Origin of the sequence: Amycolatopsis nivea, from assembly GCF_004522235.1 — a bacterium.
Lineage (GTDB): Bacteria > Actinomycetota > Actinomycetes > Mycobacteriales > Pseudonocardiaceae > Amycolatopsis > Amycolatopsis nivea.
Window position 1 is genome coordinate 162,257 of record NZ_SDLT01000004.1, and the last position, 15,861, is coordinate 178,117.

The window sequence follows — 15,861 nt, forward strand, 5'->3', positions numbered from 1 at the left end:
TCACCGAGGCGACGGTATAGAGTGTCTTCAACACCGAGCACCAAGCGGTTAACGCGGATGTAGCGCAGCTGGTAGCGCATCACCTTGCCAAGGTGAGGGTCGCGGGTTCGAATCCCGTCATCCGCTCAGTCCCGAAGGCCCTGTATCCACAAAAAGCGTGGATACAGGGCCTTCGCCATTTCACCCGGGGGCCCGAGCCCCCGGACCCCCGCGGTGCCACCGGCTGCGGTTGGGTGGGTGGGCGGCTTTGTAGCTTGGGAGCAAGCGGAGAAGGTGCGTCGCGACCTTCCGGGGCCTGTCCTCTTACAGCTCGTAGGTGTCTAGGACTGTGGGGGCGATGGGGGACAGGTGTTCGTCTTTTTGTTCCGTTAGTTGGCCTCTTGCCATTCGGTACACCTGGAACTCGTTGTCGTGTTCTGGGTGTTGGTCGTCCCAGATGTGCAGGAGGCCGTAGGAGCCTGGGGCCAGTTCTCCTACTCGGGCGAAGGTTTCCAGCAGTTGCGGGGTGATGGCTCCGCCGTGTTTGTCCAGACCACCCAGATGGAGCATGGGCAGGCCCGCGCTCCAGCGGAGGTCTACCAGGTCCAGCATGGTTGTGTTGTTCAGCGAGCGGTGGACCCGTTCCACCAGGCGCTCCAGCAGAGCTGCGTCGTCGTCGCCCGTTGCGGTGGCGGCGATGGTCACCCAGCCGTGGTATTCGAACACGTGCGAGACGGTAGCAGCGGCGGTGATCAGCGGGTCAGCGCAGAGGGCTGGCCGTCCCGGCGGAGCTGGTTCGTGAGGATGCCGTCGGCGTGCTTTTCGACCGCGGGGAGCAAGTTTTCGCCGAAGACGCACAAGGTGCGCTCCCACGGGTGGCCGAGCGTGCCGTAGCTGAAATCGGCGGCGAGGAACAGGTGGTAGTCGCCGCGCGGGAAGACCGAGACCGGCCACGGTGCGTTCTGCTGCATGCGGTGCGGCCAGAACTTGAACGACTGGTGCTGCCAATGCAGGACCCACAGCCAGTCGTCCTCGGCGGTGACCTCCTGGAGCGCGGCCAGCACGGCACGGGCCACGTCGTGCTCTTCCACCGCGTACGGGCCGAGGCGGAACTCGGCCGAGGCGCGGTCGTACTCGCCGGTGGAGAGATCCCAGGCAGCCGACGGGCGCGGCTCATGGAAGCCGGGCCAATCGTGCGCGAAGGTGCTCGGCCAGAACCTGAGCTTGTCGTGCACCCAATACCAAGCGGGTTCGTCAGCCACTCGCGAGAGCGGCTCCCAGGCTGCAGCAGCGTTCACTTGTCGACCTCGAAGTCATCGGCCGGGCTCGAAACTGCCGAAAGCTTCGTGTCCGGGACCGGGATTGTCCAGTCCACCGGAGCCGAGCGCCAAGCTGTCACTCGACCGGGTGGCCCGCGGACCGGGAAAACAGCGCCCGGTCCGCAGGTTCCTTACCCGAGACCCGTGCCGGTCATGCACGGAGCAGTTATGCGGCGCGCCACAGCGTGACGAACGCCGACGCCTCGCTGAACGCCCACGGCCGCAGCCGCTCCCGGTCCCGCGCCGACAAGGTGAACTCCTTCGCCCGGCGCACGTCCACGACCAGCGCCTCCCCGCCCGGCAGCAGATCCGGCATGCCCTCGGTGAGCAGCCACAGTGCGAGCTGCGCGGCGTCCCGGGTGAGCGGCTCCTCCTTGAAGTACAGCCAGGTGGCGAACCGGCGGCCGTTCGACTTCCACAGCCCCAGCTGCGGGCTGATGCCGATCTCCAGCTCGCCGAGCGCGAACCTCGCCCGCCCGACCTCGATCAGCTTCGGATCGCGCCTGCCGAGATAACGCAGCCAGCCCTCGGCGATGGCGGCGTAATGCGGACGCGTGCGCTCGTCGGCGTTGTTGACCAGCGCGCGCATGGCCACCTCGTCCTGCCGCGCCGCCCGGCCGGCCCGCACCGCGTTCGCCGCGCGCCGGTAGTAGTTGAACGCCGCCCGGGCCGGATCCTCGTACAGCCGGCGCTGCCTGCGGACGAACGACGAACGCGACGGGCCCTTGCTGGCGCTGTACCCGACGAACGTGGGCAGCGTGACGTATGCCGACTGAGAACTGGTCATGGGCGGCCGCCTTCCGGTGGATGGTTTCCCCAGTACACGGCCAATTTTAGAACATATGTACGACAGTTTTTGCCGCTTAACGGGTGACCGGCGGCCACGGACCCGCCAGTACCGCACGCGCCTGCTGCAGAACCTGGTCCTCGCAGTAGCTGACCGGGGTGACATCGGTGGGAATCCAGGTCGCGAGCATCGCCAGCCACTGCCGCAGCTCGGCGAGCGCGACCGGATGGCCGAGCCGTCCGTCGAGCGCCTTGACGCTCTTCGCGGCCACGGCGAGCCGGACGTCGCCGCGCACCATCTCGCCGAGGTGTTCGCCGAGCAGCTGCCATTGGGCCGCGGTGGCGTCGGCCGGGAGTTCGATGCCCAGCTCCTCGACCACGTGCGAGAACGCGGCGGAAACCGCCTGGTGGTTCCGGTGGTCGAGGCCGGCCAGTTCGGCAAGGGAGGGCGCGTCGAGGCCCTCGCCGACGGCCCGCGCCCCGGCCTCGACGAGTTCGGCAGCGGTGATGTCGAGACCGGCGAGCCGATCCACGGCAAGGGCGGCGAGCGCACCGCGCGCGGAGGACATGATCCCGATCGTACGGACCCGCCGGTTTTCCTGGCGGTCTCGCGAAGCGGACGCCTGATCTGGGCTGATCTTGTGCACCTGAGCCCCACGGAGCCAGAGCGCGTGGAACACTGTCGCCCGAACCGGTGACAGGGGGTTGCGTGATGAGCTGGCAGGAAGAGCTCCGGCGCTTGGACGCGGAGTTGGCCGCCGGCCGCCTCGGACACGCCGAACACCGCCGCCAGCGCGACGAACTGCTCGCCGAGGCGTCGGGCGGCGGGGCGGCTTCGCCAGTGGCGTCGCCGTTGCGGCAGGACGCGCCGTCGGCGAGCGAGTCACCCACCTGGAGCACACCGGCCGCCCAGGCCACCGCGACGCCCGCCGGATCGGACAGCCAGGCAGCGGCGGAGCCGAGCACCTCCACCGGCAGCGCGAGCACCCCGGCCCAGGGTGCTTCCGTCGACAACAGCGCGAGCGCTACGCAGGTCGTGGCGACGATGCCGGAGCACGACCCGACGAGCACGCTCCGGCTGGGCACCCCGCCCGGAGACACCGCGGCACCCGAGCAGCCCGCCGCCAACTCAGCTGCGACGACGAGCTCAGCAACCACCACCGGCCCGGCGGCTGCGACGAGCTCAGCAGCCACGACCGACGCGGCAGCGCCCTTCTTCTCGCAGCCGCAGAGCCCGGCCAGCCCGCCGCAGAGCCCGGCAGCCCAGCCGCAGACCCCGGTCACGCAGCCGCCGAGCCAAGCCGGACCGCCTCCGCCGCACCAGCCTCAACCGCAGCTGCCCGCCCAGCCGGGAACCTGGCCGGGCGTCGCCCCCGTGCAGTGGCACACCCCCGGCCAGCAGCAACAGCCGAGCCAGCAGCAACCGGGTCAGCAGCAACAGCCGGTCGTCGGCTGGGCCAGCACCAACCCGGCGATGCCCGCGCCGGAACCGCCCGCGGTCGAATCGTTCCTGAATTCCGGGGCCGCGGTCCCGTCGGCCGAAAAGCCGCAGCCCGCCTTCTCGCACACCCCGGGCACCCCGTTCTCCACCGACCGGCCGACCACCGCGCCGAGCCCCGCCGACGACCGGCCCACCGCGGTCTTCGGCGCGATCCCGGCGAACGGCCAGCCGGAGCCGCGCCGGCTCTGGGAGGACGACGCCAAGCCTCGCCGCGGCAAGCCGACGTGGCTGTTCCTGTCGCTGGCCGTGCTCGTGGTGCTGGCGCTGGTCGTCGGCGGCATCTGGTTCCTCGGCAACAAGAACGACTCGAACGACACGGCAGCGCAGCCGCCCGCCGCGTCGTCCGCGCCGAACACCCAGCCGGCGTCGCTCGAGGACAAGCTGCCCACGCTGCCGGGCACGCCGAACCCGGAGAACTCGACCATGGCGCTGGACAAGGCGGTCCAGGCCAAGGCCGTTTCCGACGCCGACGCGAACCTCATGCGCGCGGCGGGCGCGGATCAGCTCGTCTACCACGCTTACGCAGGCACCGACGGCGGGACGACGCTCATCGCGGTCCCGGCGCCGTCCAAGGCGCAGGCCGGTCAGCTGGTCCAGGGGCTGCGGCAGAACCTGGTCACCGGCGGGTTCGACAGCAGCCCGCTCGGCCCGGCGGCCACCGATCTGCTCTACACCGGGAGCAGCCCGGCCGGACGCGTGATGGCCTTCTGGTACACCTCGGGCGGCGTGTCGGTCGGCATCGGCGTGTCGGGCCCGGTCGGCCAGGATCCGGCGGTGCTGCGCTCGCGGATGGAAGAGATCCGCGCGAAGGTCGCGGCCGCGCTGCCCGCCGGCTGAACACACCCCGGCGCACAAGGCCACCCGCCAGGTCACGCGGGGTCGGACCCGTGCACAATGTCCACGTCGTCACACACAATCGGGTAGCGACGACGCATTGACCGTCGCCATGCCGACAGATAAGGGGGGCCCTGGTGTCCTGGCAGGAGGAGCTGCGCCGGCTGGACGAGGAGCTCGCGTCAGGGCGACTGTCCGCGGACGACTATCGCATCCGGCGTGATCAGGTGCTGTCCTCGGCCGTCGGCCAGCAGGACCAGCCCGCCCCGCCGCAGAACCAGAGCGCGGACTCGACCCAGGTGATCGCGCCGGTCAGCCCGCCTGGAGGCGTCCCGCAGCAGCAGCCGCAGGCTCCGCAGCAGCCGCCCGCCGACGGCGGTGCCGAGCGCACTCAGGTCGTCCAGTCGTGGCAGACCCAGCAGCCGCCCGCGGACGCCGGTCCCGAGCGCACCCAGGTGGTGCAGCCGCAGCAGCACCAGCCGCAGGCGCACTACTCCCCGCCCGGCGGGTTCCCGCAGGGCACGCCGTCCTCGCCGCCCGGGGGCTTCCCGCAGCAGCAGCCGTGGAACGCCGCCGAGAGCGACCAGACCCCGCCGTGGGGCGGCGGCGATCTCCCGCCGCTCGGCCCGTCCGGTGGCGACTCCGAATGGGTCCGCCAGGGTCCGGAGTACTTCAGCGACAAGCCGAAGAAGAGCAACGGCAAGAAGATCGGCGCGATCGTCGGCGCCGTCATCGTGCTGGCCGGCATCGCGTTCGGCGCGTACTGGCTGTGGGGCCGCGACAGCGGAGGCGGCGGCACCGAGCAGACCACCGCGCAGCACCAGCCCGGTCCGTCCTCGGCCCCGAAGCCGCCGGACCCGCTCGGCGTCGCGACCATGCCGGGCAAGGCCGAGACGCACGACGACATCACGTCGTTCTCGCAGGTCGACACGCTGAAGTACCTCAACCCGCAGGAACTGAGCGCCTACCAGGCGGCGGGCGTGTCCAAGGTCAAGTTCGTCGTGTACCACCTCGAAGACGGCAACCTGATCACGCTGTTCCTCGCCCAGGCCAGCAGCCCGACCGCGGCGAAGACCGCGGCCGAGAAGCTGATGGAGGTCCAGGTCACGAACGGGGCCAAGCGCGACACCACCGCCCCGAACGGCGTGTACGCGACCTCGATCGACGCGAAGGAAGGCCAGTCGGCCCAGTCGCGCGGGCACTACGCGCACGGGAACGTGGTCGTCCGCGTCGAGGTGTCCGGCAAGAGCCAGACCTCCACCGACTTCACCACCGCGCTGAACCAGCAGCTCACGGTGCTGACCGCCGATGCCTGAGCCCGGGACCACCGCCTGCACGATCGTCGCCCGCAACTACGTGCCCGCGGCGCGCGTGCTGGCCCGCTCCTACCTCGAGCACCATCCGGGCGGCCGCTTCGTCATCGCGGTCATCGACGCCCCGCGCGATCAGTCGGACCGGGCCGGCGACGGACTCACCGTCGTCGGCCCGGCCGCGTTCGGCATCGACGAGGACGACTACCTGCGGATGGCGACCGCGTACTCGGTCACCGAACTCGCCACGTCGGTCAAGCCGTATCTGCTGCGCGAGCTGCTCAAAGAGTCCGAGGCGGCGATCTACCTCGACCCGGACATCGAGCTGTTCGCGCCGATCCCCGAGGTCGCCGAGCTCGCCAAAACGCACGACATCGTGCTCGCGCCGCACTTCCTGACCCCGTTGCCGCAGGACGGCATGGAGCCGGACGACGCGGTGATCATGGGCACCGGCATGTTCAACCTCGGCTTCATCGGCGTCGGCCGCGGCGCCGGGCCGTTCCTCGACTTCTGGGCGGGCAGGCTGCGCCACGACGCGATCGTCGCGCCCGAGCAGCAGCTGTTCACCGACCAGCGCTGGGTCGACCAGGTGCCGTCGCTGTTCCGGCATCACGTCGTCACCGACCCCGGATTCGACGTCGCGTACTGGAACCTCCACGAGCGGCCGATCGGCCGGGACAAGGACGGCGCACTGACCGCGGGCGGCGCGAAGCTGCGGTTCTTCCACTTCAGCGGCTACCGGCCGGAGAAGCCGTGGCTGCTGAGCTTCCACTGCGCGCGCAAGCCGCGGGTGCTGCTGTCGCACAACGACGACCTTCGCGCGATCTGCGATTCGTACGGCACGAAGCTGCGCGAAGCGGGGTACGCCGAGTCGCTCGACTCGATTCCGTACGGCTTCAAGGACTTCCAGGACGGCACGCCGGTGCCGAAGCTCGCGCGGCGCGTTTTCCGCGAGGGCTGGATCAAGGCCGAGCGCAAGAAGAAGCCCGCGCCGCCGCACGCGTACGCCGAGGACGGCGGGCTCGCGCTGCGCGAATGGCTCGCGACTCCGGAGGACCAGGGCCAGGCCGCGGCCGGGCTGAACCGGCTGACGCACGCGATCTGGGCGTCGCGGATCGACCTGCAGATGGCGTTCCCGCACCCCTACGGCGACGACGCGGACGGCTTCCGGCACTGGTGCGCCGGATCCGGCGTCTCCGAGGCCGGGCTGCCGGAGTGGGCGCTGCCGTCCGAACCGGTCTCGACCCGTCCGCCGCACGACGAGTTCGGCGTGAACCTGCTCGGCTACCTGACCGCGGAGCTCGGGCTCGGCGAGATGGGCCGGATCGTGCTCGAGGCGATCGAGACCGGCGGCGTGCCGGTGGCCACGGTGCTGGAGGAGAAGGCGGTCTCGAACCGCACCGGCATCGAGCGGCCCGCGACCGTCGGCGATCCGCGGTTCCCGGTCAGCGTGTTCGCGGTGAACGCGGACCAGACGCGCACGATCCTGACCAACCACCCCGAGGTCGGCGCCGGGCGCTACCGGATCGGGCTGTGGGCGTGGGAACTCGAAGACTTCCCGCAGTGGCAGCACGAAGCGTTCGGGATGCTCGACGAGGTCTGGACGGTCAGCGACTTCTGCCGTCGCGCGTTCGCCGCGCATTCGACGATCCCGGTCAAGACGATCCCGGTGCCGGTGCGCGATCCGGGCGAGCCGTCGCCGCCCGCGCGCGACAAGGGCGAGCCGGTGCGGTTCCTGTTCGCGTTCGACTTCAACAGCGTCGCGGAGCGCAAAAACCCTTGGGGCGCGGTAGAAGCGTTCCAGCGGGCGTTCCCGGGGCGCGAGGACGTCCGGCTCACCGTCAAGGCGATCAACGCGAAGCTGCACCCGCAGGCCGCCGAACGACTGCGCGCGGTGGTCCGCGGCGACGACCGGATCGAACTGGTCGAGCGCTACCTCAGCGTCGCCGAACTGCACGAGCTGTACGAGACCAGCACCGCGTACGTTTCGCTGCACCGCAGCGAGGGTTTCGGGCTCACCGTCGCCGAGGCGATGGCCCGTGCGATGCCGGTGATTTCGACGGATTACTCCAGCACCACGGAATTCCTCGACGAGTCCACCGGCTGGCCGATCCCGTACCGGCTGGTCCCGGTCGGCGAGGGCAACTACCCGTACCACGCCGACGCGGTCTGGGCGGAGCCCGATCTGAACGCCGCCGCGGCCGCGATGGTGCAGATCGCCGACGACCCGGACGAGGCGACCGCACGCGGCCGGCGCGCGCGGGAGGTCGTCCTGCGCGAGCGGTCGATGGCGACCGCGGCCGAGTGGATGCGGCGTGAGCTGGAGCAGGCGCACGAGACGTGGCAGGAGCGGCAGCGCGCCGCGACCCCGCCACCGGAGCACCCGCTCAGCCCGCTGCAGCAGGCGACCGAGGCGTTGCGCTGGCGTCCGGAAGCGAGCGCGCCGTCGCGGTTGCCGCTCGCGCCCGCGCTGCGCAAGGCCGTGTTGCGCGCGATCGACCACTACGACGTGCACCAGCGCCAGGTGATGGGTGCGCTGCTCGCGGCGACCGAGGACAGCAACCGGCGGTTGCTGGACCGGATCGAAGGCCTGGAACGCAACATCGACGAATCGCGCCGCGCCGCGCTGTCCACGCGCACGCTCGGCGAACGGCTCGAAGCGTTGCGCGGCACGGTCAACGAGCTGCGTCGGCAGGCTCCGGAAACGGACCTGGCGCTGCGCAATCTCGAAGCGGACGTGGCGAAGCTCGCCGAGGGCTACGACGGCGTCGGCGCGGAGGTCGAAGCCGCCGCGGGAACCGTGCACAAGATGTTCGCGCGGCGCGACGAACGGCTCGACGCCGACGAGAAGGCCATCCAGCGGGTGACCCTCGACGTCAGCGCGATGCGGGACGCGGCGCGGCTCCGGCACGCTCCGGTGCCGCGCGGGGCGGACGTCGTCCAGTGCGACGTCGGCGCGCTGCTGATGCCGGTCGACGAGGTCATGCTGCCGTGGATCCTGTTCCACCGGTCCTGGGAAGACAGCGAGGCCGAGCTGATGGCTTCGCTGGCGGACGGCGCGTTCCTCGACATCGGCGCGCACGTCGGCTACCACACGCTGCGGCTGCTGCGGGCCACTCCGGAAGTGACCAGGGTGATCGCGGTGGAGGCCGATCCGGTCAACGCCGCGTACCTGCGCCGCAACGTCGAGGTCAACCTGCCCGCGGCGGCGGGCGAGCTGGTCACCGTGGTCGAGTCGGCCGCGTGGGACGAGCCCGGCACCGTGCACCTGGCGCAGGCGACCCCCGGCAACAGCGGCGACAACCGGGTCACCGTGGACGGTTCCGGCGTCGAGGTACCGGCGGTGCGGCTGGATTCCGTGCCCGAGGTGACCGAGCAGCGGATCAGCCTGGTGAAGGTCGACCTGCAGGGCCGCGACCACCGTGCGCTGGCGGGGCTGGCCGAGGTGCTGCGCCGCGACCGGCCGCACGTGGTGTGCGAGTTCGACCCGGGCGCGATCGCGGAACTGGGCGACGACCCGGCCGTCGTGCTCGCCGGGTACCGCTCGTTCGGCTACACGCTGAAGGTGGTCACCGACGACGGCCCGTCCGACCAGGTGCTCGAAGATTCGGCGATCATCGCCGCCGCTCAAGCGGACGAGAAGGAATTCGTCACGCTGTGGCTGGCGCCCTGACCTGATCGCGCACGTGGTGCCTCACGGTGCCACGTGCGCGATGGTCAGCAGAAACGCGCCGTACCAGGCACTTCCGACGGTGATCACCGGCAGCAGCACCGCCAGCACCCGGTTCGGCAGCTTCGCCAGCATGAGCGCGACCGGCACGGTCAGCACGAACGCCGGCAGCAGGAAACGCGCGCGGGACTGGAAGAAGTTCGAGGAGCACAGCGCGATCACCACGGTGAGCGTGCCGTAGATCTGCCACGGCAACGGCAGCTTCGTCGCCCAGGTCCAGAACTGCAGCACCACCGCGGTGAGCACGACGAGCGCGGTCACGGTGATCCAGCTCGCGTTGTCCGAGGTGAGGCCTTCGCGGACCTGCGTCCAGGTGAAAACGCCGAAATCGAAGTGCATCTGCCAGGCGTTCTGCAGCCAGAACCAGCCGTCCGGGCGGCCGGTCTGGATCCAGACGTAGCCGAGGTAGCCCAGCAGGCCGAGCGGCGCGATCAGCCCGCCTGCCCACGGGCGCCAGCCGTCGCGCCGCTGGAAGACCGCGATGAGCGCGGCGATGCCGACCGCGGCGATCAACGCACCGGAACTCGCCCGCGTCAGCCCGGCCAGCACCGCGAACCCGCCCGCGACCAGCCATTCGCGGCGGGCGAGCATCACGAACGTCCAGGACACGAGCGCCATCAGCAGCGATTCCGAATACGCCAGGTGCAGTGCCGTCGAACCGGGCCCGATCGACCACAGCACCGCGACCAGCAGGCCCACCCGCGGTCCGGCCAGGTCGCGGCCCAGCACGAACAGGCCCCACGCCGCCGCGCACCCGGCCAGCAGCGAGATCGTCATCCCGGCCGCCAGCGGCGGGATCCCGACCAGGGTCAGCAGCGCCACCGTCGCCGGGTACAGCGGGAAGAACACGAGGCTGTTCTCGACCGGCAGCCCGTCGGCGCCGTGCACGACCGGCTGGTCGTAGCCGTGCTGGGAGACCGAGAGAAACCAGTTGGCGTCGAAGTTGTCGATGAACCGGCCCGGCGACACGTCGGCCTTCCAGCTCATCATCCACAGCACGCCGAACGCGACGAGCTGGAACAGCAGGTAGAGGCTGATCGCGGGGGCGGCTTGGCGGAAAGCGGCGCGCAGCGTCGGCGAAGGCTCGACGGGACCGTCGAGACTGGACTGCTGCACGCTCCCCGAACTCCTGAACTACCTAGCGTGAAACCGGACGAATTCCTGCCTGATCGTACCTGGCGACCACATAATCCGAGGCCAGAACGGGTGTTGTGACTAATCCCCTGCTTACCGCCAATTGCGGGGAGTACGTCCGGGGCGGGGGTGCGAGGCGGTAACCTGCACGAGGTTGTCGGTAGCGGAAGACGGGGGTGAGCACGCTGGCCGAGCCGAATTCCGCTGCCCTGGCCGACCCTTCGTCCGCGCCCGCGAAGAAAACCCGGATCGTCTTCATCGACATCGGCCGCGGCCTCGGCGCGCTGCTGGTCTTCTACAGCCACATCGCCCATCCGTGGGTGATCGCGAAGAACGACAAAGCCCCGTACGTCGACTTCATCGAGGCGCTCACGAGCGATCCGATGCACATGTCGAAGCAGGGCATCGGGCAGATCGCGGTGCCGTTCTTCTTCCTGGTCAGCGGTTTCGTCGTGACGCCGATCGCGCTGCGCCAGGGCACCGGCCGGTTCGCGCTCAACCGGTTCATCCGGGTCTACGCGCCGATGCTGTTCGTGGTGCTGCTGACCGCGTTCCTGCTGCTGGTGAACCTGCACCCGCCGTCAACCGGCCAAGCACAGACGCTGAACCCGCTCACCGTCTTCACCAACACCACGCTGGTCAACTACCTGATCTACCCGCAGATCGTGCTGGTGCCGGTGGCCTGGACGATGATCGTCGAGGTCATCTTCTACCTGCTGCTCATGGCGGTGCTGCCGCTGCTGCGCCGATGGGTGTGGCTCGCGATCGCGGTCGAACTGACCTTCATCTTCGTGGTGATGATGAGCCGGTCCCAGCTCGGACCGTCGTGGTCGCTGTTCGCGGTGAACGTCTCGTACCTGCCCGCGATGGTCATCGGCCAGGTCGTCTGGGCGACGACCAAGAAGCAGATCCCGCTCTGGACGGGCGCGCTGTACGGCGGCTGCGCCTGGTCGCTGTACGTGCTGGCGGACGTCATCAACGTCGGCCGCGTGGACAGCTCGTACAACCTCGCGCTGGCGTTCGCCGTCGCCTGCTTCCTGATGGGCATGTTCGCCGAGGACCGGCTGAAGCAGCGCAAGATCTGGACCATGCTGTCCGAGCGCAGCTATTCGATCTACCTGCTGCACATGCTGGTCACGTTCGTGCTGCTGCAACTGCTGCGCCCGGCGGTGCCGCTGCCGATCGCGCTGCTGATCGTGATCCCGGCGGTGTTCGGGGTGGTCGAACTGAGCTACCGGTTCGTGGAACGGCCGAGCCACTCGCTGGCGCGACGGTTGTCGCACAAGCCGAAGCCGCCTCCGCCCGCGCCGGAAATGCCTGAGCCCCCGGTGGAACCGCCGGTCGAAACTCCGGGCGAAACGACTCAGCTCGTCGAGGACGCCGAAGTGACCGCTGAGATCCCGAAGATTCCCGCCGAACCGCTGCCGCCGCGTCGTCCGGCGCCCCGGCCGCGTCCGGTGCAGAACGGGCGGATGCCGAGGAACGGAGCTCCGCCGCCGAACGACGCGCCGCGCGCGATGCCGCCGCGTGCGAACGGGGGCGCGCACCGGGCGCGTCCTGTCGAATCAGCCGTCGACTGCACCGCCGAGCCGCCGGTGCGCCGGCCGATGCCGCCGCGCCGGCGTCCGTCAGCTCCGCCGGAGCTGCGCTACCAGCCGGACCAGGAAAACCAGGGCCAGCGCGGCGACCACGACGATCTCCCACGCCACGGGAACTCCTTCCGCCACACCCCTCGCTGAGCAGTGATGCTCTTCCGGTAAGGCGTGCGACGGTGGGACGACGTTCACCGACACGGCGTAACTCACACTCCCGGCTTAGCTCATTCGTGCGAGCCGCGGCGCGGGGTGACGAGGCCCGATTCGTACGCGAGCACCACCAGCTGCGCCCGGTCGCGCGCGCCGATCTTGGTCATGATGCGGCTGACGTGCGTGCGCGCGGTCGCCGTGGAGATCACCAGGTGGGCGGCGATTTCGTCGTTCGACAGCCCGCCCGCGACCAGCGCCAGCACCTCGCGTTCGCGTTCGGTCACCTCCTGCACGGCTGAGGTGTCGATCCGCCGGTGCTCCGGCCGTCCGACGATCTCGGCGATCAACCGGCGCGTGACGGTCGGCGCGAGCAGCGCCTCCCCCGCCGCGACGACGCGCAGCGCGTGCAGGAGTTCGACCGGTTCGGTGTCCTTCAGCAGGAACCCGCTGGCCCCGGCGCGGAGTGCCTCGTAGACGTATTCGTCGACGTCGAACGTGGTCAGGACCAGCACTTTCACCCCGCCGAGGTCGGGGTGCGAGGTGATCCGGCGGGTCGCTTCGAGACCGTCGGTGCCGGGCATCCGGATGTCCATCACCACGATGTCGGGCCGGTGCTCGACCGCCTGCGCGACGGCCTGCTCGCCGTCGCTCGCCTCGCCGGCCACCTCGAAGCCGTCCTCGGTGTCCAGCAGCAGCCGGAATCCGGCGCGGACCAGGGCCTGGTCGTCGGCCAGTACGACGCGGATGGTCATTTCTCCCCCTCCACGGGCAGTTCCGCCCGCACCTGGAAACCCTGCCCGGTGACGCTCGCCTCGACGCTGCCGCCGAGCGCCGTCGCGCGTTCCCGCATGCCGCGCAGACCGTGCCCGGGCGTCGGCTGGACGGTGCCGCGGCCGTCGTCGCGCACGATCAGGACCAGCGTGCCCGGCTTCCGCTCGAAGCGGACCTCGACGCGCTGTGCCCCGTCGGCATGCCGGACGACGTTGGTGAGCGACTCCTGAAGGATCCGGTACGCCGCGCCGTCCACCGGCGCGGGCAGCTCGCCGGCTTCGCCGTGCAGTTCGACTGCCAACCCGGCGGCTCGCGCGTGGTCGAGCAGCTCGTCGACCTGCGCGAGGCTCGGCGCGGGCGCGCGGTTCTCACCGGAACGGAGCACGGCGAGCGTCGCCCGGAGGTCGTTGAGCGCGGACGCGCTGGCGGCCTTGATGTTGAGCAGTGCCTCTTTCGCCTCCTCCGGCCGCCGGTCCGCGACGTGCGCGGCGACGCCCGCTTGGACATTGATCATCGCGAGGCTGTGCGCGACGACGTCGTGCACCTCGCGGGCGATCCGGAGCCGCTCCTGCTCGGCCATCCGGTGCCGGTGCTCGTCGGCCTGCTCGCGCCGGGCGGCGACGGCGGCGAACTGGAACCGGACCGCGGTCGCGATGCCGATCACGGCGGCCATCCAGACCACGGCGAACAGTGCCCAGGCGCTGACCGCAAACGTTTGCGCGGTGATGATGTGGACCACGTACGCCCCCACCAGCACCGCCGCACCGGTGCTTCCGGCAACCACCGGACCCTTCCGCCGCGTAAGCACGAACAACGCGATGGTGGGGACGATGATCACCGGACCACCGGGCTCCGGGGACAGGTAGTACGCGTACGCCGAGGCCGCGGTGAGCACGAAGAGCGGCAGCGGGTACCGGTGGACGAGCAGCAAGGTGAGCACGGTCGCGGCCAGCCAAGCAGCACCGAGCGGGCTCAGCGGATGCGGGGCGTGCTGCCAGCGGCCGGACGCACTGGAGCCGCCGAGCACGAAGGCGAGCACCACGAAGGTCCGGAACACCCGCCCGAACCACGGGTTCTGCGCCCGCCACCAGTAGTGCATGGTGCGAAAGCTACCGGGGAAGCCGGGCGGGCGCGTCCGTCGTGAAGCGCGGGATCGGACTACGCGCGGCGCGGTATGTCGAGAACTCTCATCCGGCTCCGTTCACCAGGCAAACGGCGAAAAAAGGAGACGGTGATGGGCGAGGTAGTGGCCGGGGCGAGCATGTCGCTGGACGGGTTCGTGGCGGGGCCGGGCGAATCCGGGTTCGATCTGCTCTTCGGCTGGCTGGGCAGCGGCACCGAGGAGGTGCCGACCGCGCAGCCGGGACGCTCGCTGCGCATGTCCCCGGCGAGCGCGAAGGTCATGCGCGCACAACTGGAGTCGACCGGGGCGCTGCTCGTCGGCCGGCGGCTGTTCGACCTGACCTCGGGCTGGGGCGGGACGCATCCGTTCGGCGGGCCGGTGGTCGTGGTGACGCACGAGGCGCCTGCCGGCTGGGAGGGCTCGCCGTTCACCTTCGTCACCGAAGGCATCGAGGTCGCGGTGGCGCGGGCGAAAGAACTGGCCGACGGCCGCGACGTCGGCGTGAACGCGGGCGAGATGGCGCGGCAGTGCTTGGCGGCCGGGCTGCTCGACGCGGTGCGGATCGACCTCGTGCCGGTCCTGCTCGGCGGCGGGGTGCCGTTCTTCGGCGAATTCGGCTTCGGTCCGGTGCGGCTCGGCACGCCCGAGGTCACGCCTGGCGAGGGCGTGACCCACCTGCACTACCGCGTCTTGGGCACGAACTCCAGCAGCTTCGCGTGAGTCTCGTCGTTCGCCGGGGTGTAGACCGACATCCGGATCTCCGAGCGGCGGCCGGCGTAGAGGTAGGTGAAGTCGAAGGTGAGCAGGCCCGCGTCCGGGTGCAGGTAGCGCTTGCTCTTGGCCAGCTCGGTGTTCACGTCGTGCTGGCTCCACAGTTCCTCGAAGCACGGAGACTCCGCCCGAAGCCGTTTGACCAGCGACTTCCAGCCGGGCTCGCCCACGTGCTCGGCCATCGCCGCGCGGAAGGACGAGACCATCCGCGGCACGTTCTGCTCCCAGTCGACCATCCGCTCTTTCCACTGCGGATTGAGCAGGCACTGGACGAGCGTGTTGCGTTCCTCGTACGGGATCGCGTCGACGCCGCCCATGAGCCAGTCGTAGCCGGCGTTGTGGCCGAGCACGTCGAAGCGCGCGTTGCGGACCGCGACCGGGAACGGTTCCAGCTGGACCATCATGTCCTGCATCGACGGCGTGATCGCGGAGCAGTGCTTCTTCTCCGTCACCGGCTCCGGCGCGCCGGCGAGGGTGAACAGGTGCACGTGCTCGTGCGGATCGAGCCGGAGCGTGCGGGAGATCGCGCTGAGCACCTGCTCGGAGGCGTTGATGTCGCGGCCCTGTTCGAGCCACGTGTACCAGGTGACCCCCACCCCGGCGAGCTGCGCGACTTCCTCGCGGCGCAGCCCCGGCGTGCGCCTGCGGCCGCCGAGCGGCAGGCCGACCTGCTCGGGCGTGATGCGTCCGCGCCGGTTGCGGAGGAACTCCCCCAGCTCGGTCCGGCGCAGGCGGTCTTCGATGCCACTGGTCACGAGTACCAGGTAAGCACAGTGCCAAGCCTGTTACCAGGTAGTCCCAGTACCAGGATAAAAGCACACCTGGTACCAGGGTTTGCGGCGGCGGAACGTAGTACTC

Annotated in this window: 13 protein-coding genes and 1 tRNA gene; 6 read left to right on the plus strand and 8 right to left on the minus strand. The window is 70.3% G+C overall.

All coding sequences use genetic code 11. From position 1 onward, the window contains the following. The first annotated feature begins 53 nt into the window (after positions 1–53). Positions 54–126 (plus strand) — tRNA-Gly (locus EIZ44_RS06595). A gap of 177 nt (positions 127–303) precedes the next feature. Here EIZ44_RS06595 and EIZ44_RS06600 read toward each other — a convergent pair. The 4 genes from EIZ44_RS06600 to EIZ44_RS06615 all read right to left on the minus strand — a co-directional run bounded on the left by EIZ44_RS06600 (position 304) and on the right by EIZ44_RS06615 (position 2,653). Further along, complete coding sequence (locus tag EIZ44_RS06600; RefSeq protein ID WP_134727994.1) at positions 304–705, minus strand: Imm7 family immunity protein; 402 nt, start codon at positions 703–705, stop codon at positions 304–306. A gap of 26 nt (positions 706–731) precedes the next feature. After that, on the minus strand, positions 732–1,241 hold the full coding sequence (locus tag EIZ44_RS06605; RefSeq protein ID WP_081685095.1) for a DUF2716 domain-containing protein: 510 nt from the start codon (positions 1,239–1,241) through the stop codon (positions 732–734). A 223-nt stretch (positions 1,242–1,464) separates the two neighbouring features. Further along, complete coding sequence (locus EIZ44_RS06610; protein WP_134727995.1) at positions 1,465–2,085, minus strand: hypothetical protein; 621 nt, start codon at positions 2,083–2,085, stop codon at positions 1,465–1,467. 76 nt (positions 2,086–2,161) lie between these two features. Next, on the minus strand, positions 2,162–2,653 hold the full coding sequence (locus EIZ44_RS06615) for a hypothetical protein (protein ID WP_134727996.1): 492 nt from the start codon (positions 2,651–2,653) through the stop codon (positions 2,162–2,164). Positions 2,654–2,796: 143 nt separating this feature from the next. Between EIZ44_RS06615 and EIZ44_RS06620 the strand changes: the two genes are divergently transcribed. From EIZ44_RS06620 to EIZ44_RS06630, 3 genes are all read left to right on the plus strand, one after another. Then, on the plus strand, positions 2,797–4,422 hold the full coding sequence (locus EIZ44_RS06620) for a hypothetical protein (RefSeq protein ID WP_134727997.1): 1,626 nt from the start codon (positions 2,797–2,799) through the stop codon (positions 4,420–4,422). A gap of 134 nt (positions 4,423–4,556) precedes the next feature. Continuing rightward, positions 4,557–5,735 (plus strand): flagellar basal body-associated FliL family protein, encoded by a 1,179-nt coding sequence (locus EIZ44_RS06625; RefSeq protein WP_134727998.1) that lies wholly within the window; start codon positions 4,557–4,559, stop codon positions 5,733–5,735. Continuing rightward, the gene (locus tag EIZ44_RS06630) at positions 5,728–9,402 is read left to right on the plus strand and encodes an FkbM family methyltransferase (RefSeq protein WP_134727999.1); all 3,675 of its coding nucleotides are present in this window, start codon (positions 5,728–5,730) and stop codon (positions 9,400–9,402) included. The genes EIZ44_RS06625 and EIZ44_RS06630 overlap by 8 nt, the downstream gene beginning before the upstream one ends. 21 nt (positions 9,403–9,423) lie before the next feature. Here the strand turns inward: EIZ44_RS06630 and EIZ44_RS06635 are convergent, their stop codons facing one another. Then, positions 9,424–10,575, minus strand: a complete 1,152-nt coding sequence (locus EIZ44_RS06635) for a putative hexosyltransferase (protein WP_134664540.1) — start codon at positions 10,573–10,575, stop codon at positions 9,424–9,426. A gap of 194 nt (positions 10,576–10,769) precedes the next feature. Between EIZ44_RS06635 and EIZ44_RS06640 the strand changes: the two genes are divergently transcribed. Next, positions 10,770–12,332 carry an acyltransferase family protein gene (locus EIZ44_RS06640; protein WP_134728000.1) on the plus strand — a complete coding sequence of 521 codons (1,563 nt, stop codon included), beginning with the start codon at positions 10,770–10,772 and terminating at the stop codon, positions 12,330–12,332. Positions 12,333–12,412: 80 nt separating this feature from the next. On the opposite strand, the gene EIZ44_RS06645 is transcribed toward EIZ44_RS06640, so the two are convergent. Together EIZ44_RS06645 and EIZ44_RS06650 are read right to left on the minus strand one after the other, a co-directional pair. Next, complete coding sequence (locus EIZ44_RS06645; protein ID WP_037806926.1) at positions 12,413–13,090, minus strand: response regulator; 678 nt, start codon at positions 13,088–13,090, stop codon at positions 12,413–12,415. After that, the gene (locus EIZ44_RS06650; RefSeq protein ID WP_134728001.1) at positions 13,087–14,208 is read right to left on the minus strand and encodes a sensor histidine kinase; all 1,122 of its coding nucleotides are present in this window, start codon (positions 14,206–14,208) and stop codon (positions 13,087–13,089) included. The genes EIZ44_RS06645 and EIZ44_RS06650 overlap by 4 nt, the downstream gene beginning before the upstream one ends. A gap of 135 nt (positions 14,209–14,343) precedes the next feature. Between EIZ44_RS06650 and EIZ44_RS06655 the strand changes: the two genes are divergently transcribed. Next, on the plus strand, positions 14,344–14,952 hold the full coding sequence (locus EIZ44_RS06655) for a dihydrofolate reductase family protein (protein WP_134664544.1): 609 nt from the start codon (positions 14,344–14,346) through the stop codon (positions 14,950–14,952). Here the strand turns inward: EIZ44_RS06655 and EIZ44_RS06660 are convergent. Next, positions 14,913–15,758, minus strand: a complete 846-nt coding sequence (locus EIZ44_RS06660) for a helix-turn-helix transcriptional regulator (protein WP_037806921.1) — start codon at positions 15,756–15,758, stop codon at positions 14,913–14,915. The genes EIZ44_RS06655 and EIZ44_RS06660 overlap by 40 nt on opposite strands. Positions 15,759–15,861 lie beyond the last annotated feature (103 nt).